The 11,882-nt window shown below is 50.1% G+C and carries 11 protein-coding genes; 8 read left to right on the top strand and 3 right to left on the bottom strand.

The window, feature by feature from the left end; genetic code table 11:
• Positions 1–85: 85 nt before the first annotated feature.
• The 8 genes from AB7D94_RS01980 (at position 86) to AB7D94_RS01945 (ending at position 9,359) form a co-directional block, all read left to right on the top strand.
• Positions 86–1,075 (top strand): GSU2086 family protein, encoded by a 990-nt coding sequence (locus AB7D94_RS01980; protein WP_420264009.1) that lies wholly within the window; start codon positions 86–88, stop codon positions 1,073–1,075.
• A 4-nt stretch (positions 1,076–1,079) separates the two neighbouring features.
• The gene (locus AB7D94_RS01975) at positions 1,080–2,279 is read left to right on the top strand and encodes an acetylornithine transaminase (protein WP_420264007.1); all 1,200 of its coding nucleotides are present in this window, start codon (positions 1,080–1,082) and stop codon (positions 2,277–2,279) included.
• Positions 2,276–3,178 (top strand): ornithine carbamoyltransferase, encoded by a 903-nt coding sequence (gene argF, locus AB7D94_RS01970; RefSeq protein ID WP_420264004.1) that lies wholly within the window; start codon positions 2,276–2,278, stop codon positions 3,176–3,178. The genes AB7D94_RS01975 and argF overlap by 4 nt, the downstream gene beginning before the upstream one ends.
• Before the next feature lie 16 nt (positions 3,179–3,194).
• Entirely contained in the window at positions 3,195–4,856 is a 1,662-nt protein-coding gene (locus tag AB7D94_RS01965) for a ribonuclease J (protein WP_420264003.1), read from the top strand.
• A 36-nt stretch (positions 4,857–4,892) separates the two neighbouring features.
• Positions 4,893–5,672, top strand: coding sequence for an undecaprenyl-diphosphate phosphatase (locus tag AB7D94_RS01960; protein WP_420264001.1), 780 nt, complete (start codon positions 4,893–4,895; stop codon positions 5,670–5,672).
• Positions 5,657–7,777: a DNA translocase FtsK gene (locus AB7D94_RS01955; RefSeq protein ID WP_420264000.1), complete on the top strand. Its 2,121-nt coding sequence runs from the start codon at positions 5,657–5,659 to the stop codon at positions 7,775–7,777. The genes AB7D94_RS01960 and AB7D94_RS01955 overlap by 16 nt, the downstream gene beginning before the upstream one ends.
• Before the next feature lie 54 nt (positions 7,778–7,831).
• Positions 7,832–8,701: a Crp/Fnr family transcriptional regulator gene (locus AB7D94_RS01950; protein ID WP_420263998.1), complete on the top strand. Its 870-nt coding sequence runs from the start codon at positions 7,832–7,834 to the stop codon at positions 8,699–8,701.
• A gap of 94 nt (positions 8,702–8,795) precedes the next feature.
• Complete coding sequence (locus AB7D94_RS01945; RefSeq protein WP_420263997.1) at positions 8,796–9,359, top strand: hypothetical protein; 564 nt, start codon at positions 8,796–8,798, stop codon at positions 9,357–9,359.
• A gap of 94 nt (positions 9,360–9,453) precedes the next feature.
• Here the strand turns inward: AB7D94_RS01945 and AB7D94_RS01940 are convergent, their stop codons facing one another.
• Genes AB7D94_RS01940 through AB7D94_RS01930 form a run of 3 tightly spaced genes read right to left on the bottom strand, consistent with a single transcriptional unit; the run spans position 9,454 to position 11,511 of the window.
• A complete protein-coding gene (locus AB7D94_RS01940; protein WP_420263996.1) occupies positions 9,454–10,215 on the bottom strand; it encodes a glycosyltransferase family 2 protein in 762 nt (253 codons plus the stop codon).
• The gene (locus AB7D94_RS01935) at positions 10,202–11,194 is read right to left on the bottom strand and encodes a class I SAM-dependent methyltransferase (protein WP_420263994.1); all 993 of its coding nucleotides are present in this window, start codon (positions 11,192–11,194) and stop codon (positions 10,202–10,204) included. The genes AB7D94_RS01940 and AB7D94_RS01935 overlap by 14 nt, the downstream gene beginning before the upstream one ends.
• 35 nt (positions 11,195–11,229) lie before the next feature.
• Positions 11,230–11,511, bottom strand: a complete 282-nt coding sequence (locus AB7D94_RS01930; protein ID WP_420263993.1) for an acylphosphatase — start codon at positions 11,509–11,511, stop codon at positions 11,230–11,232.
• Between the last annotated feature and the right edge of the window lie 371 nt (positions 11,512–11,882).

Below are 11,882 nucleotides of genomic sequence, written 5' to 3'. Positions count from 1 at the left end.
AACTAACAACGACGCCTGAAAGTGTCCAGCCACACCTCAAGTTTGCATATATGCTATTTCAACCGTTTTATGTTAAAATTCGCTGATGTCAGACAATGTAAGCGATAAAGATAAGGCGATGGCCGCAGACCCCGCGATTCTCCGCGTGAAGAGATACTCTCTTGCTGATAGAAAGAGCAAGGTCGCCCTTGATAAGATTGGCAGGCCGTATGACCGCGGCGGACTATTTGGGGAGTTTTTATTGAGCCTTCCCGACATCCTCGGGGCGGCAGACCTCCGGCGCGCGGCGGCACGTATCGCCGGGGCGCGTGAAAACGGCCATCCCGTCATCCTCGGCATGGGCGCACATCCAATTAAGGTCGGCCTGTCACCCATTATCATTGATTTGATGGAGCGCGGTGTGATTACCGCGGTTGCCACAAACGGGGCGTCTATCGTACATGACTTTGAGCTTGCCTTTGCCGGATTTACCTCCGAGGACGTGGCGGCTGAGCTGTGCAAGGGAACATTTGGCATGGCCGAGGAGACAGGGGTTATGCTCAATACCGCGATTGTCAGAGGTGTTGACAGCGGCCTTGGGCTTGGTAGTGCGATAGGGTCTTTTTTATCGCATGACAAGGCGATTAAAAATAAAGAGATAAGCATCTTCGCCCGCGCCTATGAGTTAGGGCTGCCCGTTACGGTGCATGTCGCCGTTGGGACAGACATCATTCACATGCACCCGGAGGCCGATGGCAGGGCCATAGGGGAGGGGAGTCTGAGGGATTTCCGGCTGCTTGCAACCCTCCTCGGCGGACTTGAGGGCGGCGTATTCATAAATCTTGGCTCTGCCGTCATAATACCTGAGGTCTTTATGAAGGCGCTCAATCTGGCCCGAAATATCAGCGGCCCCGGCAGTAAGGTGGAGCACTTTACCACTATAAATATGGACTTTATAAGCCACTACCGCGCACAGGTCAATGTGCTGAAAAGACCGGCGCCAGACAGTAACTCGGCCATTAATCTCATAGGCCACCATGAGATAATGTTCCCGCTTCTGGCCGCCGCCATTAAAGAGCAAATAAAAGGACGATGAGGCAATGGACGTTAAGAAATTAATAGACGACTCAAACCAATATCTGATGGACACATATAAGCGTTTCCCTGTGGTGCTGGTAAAGGGCAGAGGGATGAAGCTCTGGGGCGCTGACGGCAAGGAATATCTGGATTTTCTGGCCGGTGTTGCCGTAAACATTTTGGGACACTGCCACCCAAGGCTCGTCGTTGCCATACAGAAGCAGGCACAGAAACTCGTGCATGTCTCGAATTGGTATCACAGCGAACCTCAGATAAAGCTGGCCAAGCTGCTGTGTGATTATTCGTTTGCGGACAAGGTATTTTTTTCCAACTCCGGCGCTGAGGCCAACGAGGCGGCGATAAAACTGGCAAGAAAACACTCGAAAGAGCGTTTTGGCGCGGAGAAGACCGGTATAATCACCGCGTTGAATTCTTTTCACGGCCGCACAATGGCAACCCTGACGGCCACAGGTCAGCCGAAATTTCACGCGGGCTTTGAGCCGCTTCTGCCGGGATTTTCCTACGTCCCGTTTAACGACTACGAGGCCCTTAAGTCGGCCATTGATGAGAACACCTGCGCCATTATGCTTGAGCCAATACAAGGCGAGGGCGGGGTGAAGATACCCTCTGATGATTATTTTAAACATGTTCGGGAGCTTTGTACGAGACTTGGAATTTTGTTGATCCTTGATGAGATACAAACCGGCACTGGCAGGACGGGGACATTGTTCGCCTATGAGCAATATGGCATAGAGCCGGACATCCTGACACTGGCAAAGGGACTTGGCGGTGGAGTGCCCATCGGGGCAACGCTGGCACGGGAGGAGGTGGCAAAGGCCTTTACCCCGGGATGCCACGGCTCCACATTCGGCGGCAACCCACTTGCGGCCGCCGCGGCCCTTGCCACAATAGAGACATTGCTTGAGGACGGCATCATGCTCAGTGAGTGCCGAAGAATGGGAGAGTATCTTATGAATTCCCTCGGGAAATTGCATAAACAGTTCCCAAAGATAATCATAAGTATCAGAGGAAAGGGGCTTTTAATCGGCATGGAGCTTACCAGAGATTGCTCTATGGTGGTTCAGGCCTGCTTTGAGCGCGGGGTATTAATCAACTGCACGGCGGGAAATACGCTGAGATTCATGCCTCCTTTGATTGTGACGGAGGAGGACATTGACCGGCTGATAAGCGTGCTAAAGGAAGTCATGGAGAGGCTCTCGTGAACAGTAAAAGGGATTTCCTTACCATAAAAGACTTCACGGCCTCTGAAATAGCAGTACTGCTTGATAGGGCGGCAGATTTTAAAAGCGGCAGGGCGGCGGGTAAACAGCCACTGCGTGGGCGCAGTATCGGGATGTTGTTTTATAAGACATCAACCCGTACAAGAATCTCATTCGAGGTGGGCATCTACCAGCTTGGCGGGCAGCCGGTCTATATCAGGCCGGGCGAGAGCCAGTTAAGCAGAGACGAGACCATCGCCGATACGGCGCGCGTGTTTTCACGTTACCTCAGAGGTATAGTCATCCGCACATTTGAACATAAAATCGCGGCCGAGTTCGCCGAGTATGCGTCTGTCCCCGTGATTAATGGCCTTACGGACACACACCACCCGTGCCAGATTCTGGCCGACTTAATGACGATAAAAGAAAAAAAAGGGCAGCTTAAAGGTGTCAAAATTGCCTACATAGGAGACGGCAACAACGTGGCGAATTCCTTAATTGAAGGCGCGGCGCAGATGGCAATGGATTTGACCGTCGCCGCACCTGAAGGCTATGAACCAACGCCAGATATTTTAAAAGATACCAGTGGCAGGATAACCATTGTGCGAGACCCAAAGGCCGCCGCGGCAGGGGCCGACGTCCTCTATACCGACGTCTGGATAAGCATGGGCGACAACGAGGCGGAGGCCGCGGAGAAACAATCGAAATTCGCCGCTTATCAAATAAACGATGAACTATTGTCATACGCCAAACCAGACTGCATAGTGCTGCACTGTCTTCCCGCGCACAGGGGGCAGGAGATAACTGACTCTGTCATCGAAGGCCCGCGTAGCGCCGTATTCGACCAGGCAGAAAACCGTCTTCACACGCAAAAGGCGGTATTGGAAATGCTTATAAAATGATGAACAGGAAAAAGAAATGTCTGACAAATTGATGATCATACCCCTTGGCGGGGTGGAGGAAATAGGCGCGAACATGACCGTGTTCGAGACTCAAAACGACATGATTATCGTTGACACCGGGCTGATGTTCCCTGAGGACGATTTACTTGGGGTTGACTTTGTTATCCCCGACTATGGCTACGTCATAGAAAGAAAGAAAAAACTCAGGGGAATTATCATAACGCACGGCCACGAAGACCACACAGGGGCGCTGCCCTTTCTCCTTCGCGACCTCGGAATGCCTGTCCCCGTACATGGCACCATGCTTACGCTCGGCCTGATAAAAGACAAAATAAAGGAACATAACGTAAAGAACATTAACTTCGTAAGGGTAAAGCCCAGAGACAAGGTTACACTTGGCGATTTCGTAGTGGAATTCATCAGGGTGACGCACAGCATAGCCGACGGCGTGGGGCTTGCCATAAGCACCCCCGCAGGGGTGGTCATCCACACGGGGGATTTCAAGTTCGATTCCTCACCCGTGGATAACGAGCTTCTGGATTTCGGCACATTCTCTGAATATGGACAACGTGGCGTCCTTGCTATGCTGTCAGACAGTACAAATGCCGAAAAACCCGGCTTCACCCCATCAGAAAAGATAGTTAAACGCGCCTTCCATGACATATTCTCTAAGGCCGACGGCAGGATTATCATAGCCACCTTCGCGTCGAATATCCACAGGATTCAGCAGGCCATAGATGTTGCCGCCGAGTTTGGCAAGAAGGTTATCCTCTGTGGCAGGAGTATAATCTCTAACGCAAAGATCGCCTTCGATCTCGGCTACCTCTCAATGAGCGGCGACCCGTGGATGAAGGTCGAGCAGATTAACTCCCTCGCCCCGAGCGAAACTGTCATCATAATGACAGGCAGCCAGGGCGAGCCTATGAGTGTCCTGACAAGGATAGCAATGAACGAGCACAAACACATCAAGGTTGCCCCTGCTGACACGGTAATAATCTCCGCCCGGGCTATTCCGGGAAACGAGCGCGCCGTTGGCAGGATTATAAACCACCTCTTCAGGCGGGGCGCCAATGTCATCTATGATAGAATCTCCCAGGTGCACGTCTCAGGGCACGCCTCTCAGGAAGAGCTGAAGCTGATGATAAATATAGTCAAACCCCGTTATTTTATACCCGTACACGGTGAATACAGACACCTTGTTTACCACGCCAAACTGGCCGAGAGCCTCGGTATCCCCCGGCAAAACATCTATATTCTGGAAAATGGCTGCGTCCTGGAGTTGGATAAGTCGGGTGCCTCCCGCACAAACAGCGTGCCGGCCGGACGTGTCTCCATAGAAGGCAAAGGCTTTGGCGACATCGGCGACATGGTGCTCAAAGACAGGCGGCGCCTGGCTATGGACGGCTTTGTCATAGTCGTCCTAACGGTCAACAAAGAGACAGGCAGGGTTGTGGAAGGCCCTGAGTTCATTACAAAGGGTTTTATATTCGAACGCAACACCGGAGACATGGAAAAAGAGGCAGCCAATATTATCTACTCAATTGCCTCAAATCCCGACGAAGGCGCCCACGGGGATATGAACGTCCTGCACGCGAAAATCCTGAGCGCCCTGAAGAAATATATCAGAAATAAGACAGACAAACGCCCTATGATAATGCCGGTTATAGTGCCGGTATGAGCACAGGCGTGTAACAATAACAGGAGATAAAACGCAATGGAAATACTACAATCTATTATTATGGGAATAGTGCAGGGCATTACCGAGTTTCTGCCGGTAAGCAGCACCGCACATCTGATTCTTGTGCCGTGGTTTTTGGGCTGGAAAGGCGTAATTGACACGATGTCCTTTGATATAGCCCTCCATGTGGGTACGCTCTTTGCCCTTCTGGTGGTTTTCTTCAGGGACTGGGTAGAGATACTGCTGAGGAAACATCGCCTCTTAATGCTCCTCATAATAGCCACGATACCGGGGGCGGTTGTAGGAAAACTCCTTGATAAGTATGTGGATGAGCATCTCAGAAGCCCGTGGGTCATTGCGGCCTCCCTTGTGGTTGTCGGCGTAGTTATGTATTTTGCTGAGAAACGAAGCATTAAAATCACCGGTGTTGATGACATATCGGTTTTAGATGCGGTGATTGTAGGTGTTTCGCAGGCCATCGCCATAATTCCCGGCGTCTCCAGAAGCGGGATAACCATATCGGGCGGACTTTTTCTGGGAATGAGGAGGGAGGAGGCAGCCAGATTTTCGTTTCTCATGTCCACGCCTATTGTTGCAGGGGCTGCGGTGCTGCACGGCATACACATCCTTCACGGCAAGTCCGAGGCGATAGACCCGAAGATTTTCATAGCCGGTGTTGCGGCCTCATTTGTCGCGGGATTACTCGCCATTACATGGTTTATGAAGTTTATGAAAAGATTCTCGTTAACATTTTTTGTCTATTATAGATTTGCACTGGCCGCTATAATAATAGCCTGGATATGGCTGAAGTCGTAACCACAAAGAGAAATGAGATAAGGGGCGTTGTGGCCGCCTTGTTTGCCGTCTTTTGCGCCGTGAGCCTGTTTTCGTATGATAAATGGGACCCGTCACCGTTTACGTACACTGACCTTCAGGCGCGAAACTATGCCGGTGTTGTGGGGGCGTACTTCTCTGACACGGCGTTTTCGCTCATTGGGACATCCGCGTTTATGATACCGCTGACGGCGTTCATTTATGGGATAAGACGGTTGCTTGGGGCCAGGAAAAGGGCTGAGAATGTCATGGGGATGCTGATGTTCCTTGTATCTCTGTCTATGGTGCTGGCACTTTCCTCATGGGCATTTGAAACGAATATTATAAAGGGAGGACTTGCCGGGTCTGCCATTACCCACATACTGGATAGGTTTTTTTCTACGGTGGGGGCCTTTTTGATAAGCCTTGCCGCCCTGTTTACGTCAATCATGCTGATGCTTCCACTTAAGTCGTCGTTACTCATGCGAAGGGCTGAGCAGATTATCCCTGATACGCCGCTGGACAGCCCTGTTATCGGCAAGACCGCGACTGAAACCAGCCCCGTAACAGACCCTGTAATAGGTGGGCAGACGGAGGAGGAGCCGCACCATGAGCTTAAAATAATCACCCATACACCAGAGGATGTTCCCCACGAAGAGCTGCCCCCTGAGATAGAAAAAAGAGAATTCAGGCTACCCCCCACCGACTCTGTAAACGGCCCGTACGCACTGCCCGGCGTAGGGCTGTTAAGTGCGGCACAGGGGCAAAACAAGGAAACTTCAAAGGAGGAGCTGCAAAGGGCGGCCACAATTTTACGGGAAAAACTGTCCGACTTCGGCGTCGAGGGAAAGATTTCTCAGGCACACCCCGGACCGGTAATCACCATGTATGAGTTTGAGCCTGCGCCGGGTGTAAAAATCAGCAAGGTAGTGGCACTCTCAGACGACCTTGGCCGCGCCATGGGTGGGATAAAGGTCAGGGTATCCCTAATCCCCGGCAAGACGCCCATAGGAATAGAAGTCCCCAATGAGCACAGAAACATCGTAAGCCTCAAGGAAATCATAGCGTCAGATAAGTTTACAAAGAAAGGCTCGCTGCTCACACTGTCCCTCGGCAAGGACATCTACGGCAACCCCATCGTAGAGGACCTTGCGCGAATGCCACATCTGCTGGTTGCAGGCACGACCGGCTCTGGAAAGAGTGTGGCGGTCAACTCCATGGTTATGAGTATTTTATATAAGGCCAAACCCACAGAGGTCAGGATGCTGATGATAGACCCGAAACTCCTTGAGCTGTCCATATACGAGGGGATACCGCATCTGGTTTCAAACGTTATTACCAATCCAAAGGAGGCATCTGAGGCCTTAAAAAAGATGCTCATCGAAATGGAGAGGCGTTACAGGCTGATAGCCGAGCAGGGGGCAAGGAATATTGATATGTTCAACGCCTCCGTCGCCGAAGAGGACAGGCTGCCCTATATTGTGATAATCATAGATGAGCTGGCGGATTTAATGTTCACGGCGGCCAAAAACGTGGAGGATTCAATAGTGCGTCTGGCGCAGATGGCAAGGGCAGCTGGAATGCACCTGATTGTGGCCACGCAGCGCCCTTCGGTTGATGTCATAACGGGCATAATCAAGGCCAATTTCCCGTCAAGAATAGCCTTCATGGTATCATCCAAGGTGGACTCAAGGACAATTCTCGACACGCACGGGGCAGAGAAATTATTAGGGCGCGGCGACATGCTGGTACTAAGTCCGGGGGCGAAGATTCAAAGGGTACACGGCGCGTTCGTCACAGAAGAGGAAATAAAGGCGGTGGTTGACCATGCTAAGGCGCAGGGCAGCCCGGACTATACTTTTTTTGATTCATTGGTTGTGGAGGAGACCGCCGCCTCCGATGATGGCTCATCTGGCGAAAAGGACGAGATATACAGCGACGTCATAAAGTACGCCCGTGAAGTGGGCGAGGTCTCCATCTCTTCAATACAGCGGCGTTTTAAGATAGGATATAACCGTGCGGCAAGGATTGTGGAAATAATGGAGGGCGACGGCCTCATAGGCCCGACAAAGGGGGCAGGCAAACCCCGCAACTTCGTCTCAGACTAAACACCCGCCGCGCATTTGTTTAAGAGCTAGCTCTTAATATATAATATCCACATTATGCGTCTATCAGGAATCAATAAGCGTAATAAGATGATAGCCGTTCGCGTCAACGCTGAGGAGTATGAGGCGATCAGGCGAAATGCCGGTGAACTGGACGTTGCGTCTTACGTAAGGGCGGCAGCCCTTGAAAAACCTCCGCCCGAAATCGAAAAAACACCGCCTGCGATACCATCTGCAGACATCGAAAGATATATTGAATCCCTGCGGGGCATAGAGCTGTTAGCCGCCCTGCCTGATAGTGGCCTTGCGGCGGTTTATAATAAGATAAAGATTAAGAAGTATAAAAAAAATGACCTCGTCTTCTTGCAGGAAGCCCCAAATAGCTATGTTTACTTCATACTAAGCGGCAGCGTCAGGATAACGCAATTGTCTGAGGAAGGCAAGGAAATCGTCATCGCTATTCATCGGGCGGGCAGCTTCTTTGGCGAGATGTCGCTCATTGACGGCAGATCGGTGTCTGCCAATGTATATTCCGCCGAGCGCTCAACAATCGGGCTGCTAACCAGAGAGGACTTCTTCTCTTTACTCTATGGCAGAAAAGAAGTCCTGCAAAGTTTATTAAAGATATTGTGCCAAAGGATTCGCTCATCCAACGAAAAAATAGAGATTCTGAACTCCAATAACGCCTCACAAAGGATAAAGATACTGTTTATCATGCTGTCAAAAAAATATGGCATAGAGACAAATAATGGCATTCACTTAAACCTCAGATTATCCCACCAGGACATCGCAAACCTTACCGGAATGGTACGCGAGACAGTAACCCGAACCCTGAGCAAGTGGACGAAAAACGGTGATATATCCCTGTCCGCTAAGAAATTCATCCACTTAAACAACAGTTTTTTTGAGGAATATCCCAACATGTGATTCAAGACACATGTACCGCCCCTCTTTTTGATTTATGATAAGACTAAGTTAACATGGTTAACGAAATAAATTGAAAAAGAAGGAGAACTGGAAAATGAAGGCGAAAAATTATATTTTGGCAGTAGCAATGGCGGCAAGTTTGTTAATCTCAGGGCAGCACCTTTATGCTAACGGAGAGCCACCGCCACCCCCTCCCGGACATATCCTTGTGGTTGGCAGTGACGGCACGGCATATGCGGCATCACATGCGGCGGCGGCGCAGACAACGGCTACCCCCACCACTTCCATCGTTGCGATTACATCGGCAGGTGACAAAAAGTCCATTTCAGTTGCCGGCAGGGTCGAACATCTCGCACTTGGACTAGACAGCTCATCCAACGCGGTGCTTGCGGCTGTTGCCGAAAAACACGTTACCACCAATATGGCAGGAGATAATGCAACGACGGAGTTGTACCTTGTATCTCTGCCGTTTAGCCAAAACGCCACACCGGTATCAGTCAACTTAAAGGGAATAAACGCCTCTAAACCGAGGGTCGTAAATGGCAACGCCTATATTGCCACGGACATTGCCTCCGACAATGTCACCAGAGGCGGTGTCTCCTCATATTTGTATGTCGTCAGCCTAAAGGGCGCGATAATCTCACAGACCGAGTATTAGGCAGGGCGGGAAGAGATAAAGGGATTAACGACGAAGGGGGGTAACCCCCCTTCACCCGTATTTTCCACATGTTTTGTCTATTGCGTTTGGGCTGTCAGCCCCGCTTAATCTTACCGCTGTTGTCAAAGATTTGATAGCGGGTAATTCCATGTTTTTGGATGACATATTTCAGCGACGCCGCGATGACACCAAGGCCGTACTTGACGCTTCGCGAGAAATTAATAGAGGATGCGTCGTCAAAGTACTTGGTCGGACAGCTTATCTCGCCAATTTTAAAGCCGAAGTGTAACGCCTGCACTATGATTTCATTGTCAAAAATGAAGTCGTCAGAGTTGTTCTCAAATGGAATCGTCTCAAGCAGTTGACGGCTAAAGGCACGGAAGCCGGTGTGGTACTCTGAGAGTTTTACACCAAGCAGCCAGTTCTCAAACATTGTCAGAAATCTGTTGGATATGTATTTGTAAATCGGCATACCTCCCTTAATGGCAGTGCCGCCAAGTATCCTTGAGCCGAGCACAAGGTCATAGTGCCCTGAGACAATCATGGACGCTATCGCGGTGACCAGTTTCGGCGAATACTGGTAGTCAGGATGGAGCATGACGACAATATCAGCGCCCCCCTGCAGCGCCGTCTGGTAACACGTCTTTTGATTCCCCCCATAGCCCTTGTTTTTTTCATGGACGATTGTCTTAAGTCCAAGTCCCCTCGCAACGGCTGTTGTGTCATCACGCGAGGCGTCATCCACAACAATGACCTCGTCAACATATTCGTGCGGTACCTCGCCATAAGTCATCTCAAGGGTCTTCCCCGCGTTATATGCCGGCATTACCACGGCTATTTTCTTATTTAGTATCATCTGGCCTTGCCTTTAATGCGAAAACCTCCACAATGCCGCCCCGTCCGGCAATATATGACTCAAACAGTGATAAAACCATCGACATAGAAGTATATAACGGCACGAGAAGTAATATCAACAAGAGGTCTTTTTTGCTCGCCGCAATAATGGCGTCTATCCCCTTTCTGGGCGCTTTCAAAAACGTATAGAGCATGTTTTTCTCCACGCCGGAAATATTCAGTAAGGTTTGAAGCCAGCCAAAAGGGGAATACTCAAGATCAAAGTGTCTCTTACTGACAATATCAAAAGATGCCGCACTCAATAAAGAAGATATCCCCTTGTCGGTAAAATGATGTAGATGATAAGGGACGTCCAGGTGAAACCAGTTTTTTCTTCCAGCCCAGGACTGAATACCGTCTAAGTTGGGAACCGCGACGACCAGAAGCCCACCGTCCTTTAGAAGCCTGTGGCAGCTCTGAATCAATTCCTTAGGATTTGCAATGTGCTCAAGGACATGGTTTAAGGTTATTACATCAAAGGACGCCGGGTCAAATTTCCATGTATGCGGCTCCCCCGATATGACCTCTATCCCATAGTAAGACGCGGCGTTAGAGGCCGTCGCCTCATCAAACTCCACGCCCGCAACTTCCCAGCCCGCGTCTTTCATTACGTTGAGAAAAAGCCCCCTGCCACAACCTATGTCGAGGATTCTGCCGACCCTGACATATTTTTTTATCCTGTTTTTTCGCAAATGCCTGAAATACAAGATAAAGTTTTCTACAAATGGTATAAACCTCTTGCCGGTCTTCTCCCTGTATCCACCAATAGCGTAGAGCTTTATTAAGTCTTCGTGCGTGGGGACGGGGGTGGTTACGCCAACACCGCAGTGGCGGCAGTAGAACACGTCATAGGTATCAAATTCACCCACTATTGATTCGATTATCAAATTGCCTGTCTCGCCGCCGCATATCTTACAAAGCGCTTGTCCTTTATTTTTCATTGAGCACGTATTGTAATGAAGGGCGCGCGCGCGTGTCAATATGTGATAGAAAAAGGGGCGGCGCTGCCAGTGTAATCCTCCCATTTAATTGAGATATTGGTGACAAGGCTTCCGGGCGGGCCTTTGTAACAGTTGGCTATCACAATGCTTACGTCTTTTTTATCGCCTTCAAGGACTGCCTCGACATCGCCGTTGTAGAGATTTTTGACCCACCCCCTGACGTCTGACCGCCGGGCTATGTCCCTCACAAACGCCCTGAAACAAACCCCCTGAACGCGGCCCTCTATTGTTAAATGTGCCCTTATCTTCCCTTCCATATGCAAGAGAATATCATAAAGTGTTTCTGCGGGGCAAGCGCAGCCGCTGCCGCATCGCGGCGTAAATACTAAAATGCGGTCATAGAAGTAAGTGTCATCAAGTTGTCTAAAGCCACCCCTACCCGCCCTAAGTAAAAATGCGGGTTTACGGGCTATCAGAACAGATACATTGGACAAAATGGCACATTTTGTCTATTGTAAAGTGCCGGAGTTTTAACGGGGGTGGACAAAAAATTCTGATGGAAAAAACAGATAGTGGTACCTCGAACCGGTATTTTTTATATTCGACAATTTATACACGACAATTTTTATACTTGACCCTATAACCGACATAGAGAAGCGAAAAGAGTTAAAAGCCCCCGTGCTTTAAG

Source organism: Candidatus Magnetominusculus dajiuhuensis (assembly GCF_046044395.1).
Classification (GTDB): Bacteria; Nitrospirota; Thermodesulfovibrionia; order Thermodesulfovibrionales; family Magnetobacteriaceae; genus Magnetominusculus; species Magnetominusculus dajiuhuensis.
The sequence above is the reverse complement of the archived record's forward strand: the minus strand, read 5'-3'. Positions and strand labels throughout refer to the sequence as shown.

What these genes read in the sequence shown, in the direction of transcription:
- AB7D94_RS01940 (WP_420263996.1), bottom strand. Translation starts at nt 10,215, where the DNA reads ATGATACTAAATAAGAAAATAGCCGTGGTAATGCCGGCATATAACGCG.
- AB7D94_RS01950 (WP_420263998.1), top strand. Translation starts at nt 7,832, where the DNA reads ATGCGTCTATCAGGAATCAATAAGCGTAATAAGATGATAGCCGTTCGC.
- AB7D94_RS01930 (WP_420263993.1), bottom strand. Translation starts at nt 11,511, where the DNA reads ATGGAAGGGAAGATAAGGGCACATTTAACAATAGAGGGCCGCGTTCAG.
- AB7D94_RS01980 (WP_420264009.1), top strand. Translation starts at nt 86, where the DNA reads ATGTCAGACAATGTAAGCGATAAAGATAAGGCGATGGCCGCAGACCCC.
- AB7D94_RS01975 (WP_420264007.1), top strand. Translation starts at nt 1,080, where the DNA reads ATGGACGTTAAGAAATTAATAGACGACTCAAACCAATATCTGATGGAC.
- AB7D94_RS01965 (WP_420264003.1), top strand. Translation starts at nt 3,195, where the DNA reads ATGTCTGACAAATTGATGATCATACCCCTTGGCGGGGTGGAGGAAATA.
- AB7D94_RS01945 (WP_420263997.1), top strand. Translation starts at nt 8,796, where the DNA reads ATGAAGGCGAAAAATTATATTTTGGCAGTAGCAATGGCGGCAAGTTTG.
- AB7D94_RS01960 (WP_420264001.1), top strand. Translation starts at nt 4,893, where the DNA reads ATGGAAATACTACAATCTATTATTATGGGAATAGTGCAGGGCATTACC.
- AB7D94_RS01955 (WP_420264000.1), top strand. Translation starts at nt 5,657, where the DNA reads ATGGCTGAAGTCGTAACCACAAAGAGAAATGAGATAAGGGGCGTTGTG.
- AB7D94_RS01935 (WP_420263994.1), bottom strand. Translation starts at nt 11,194, where the DNA reads ATGAAAAATAAAGGACAAGCGCTTTGTAAGATATGCGGCGGCGAGACA.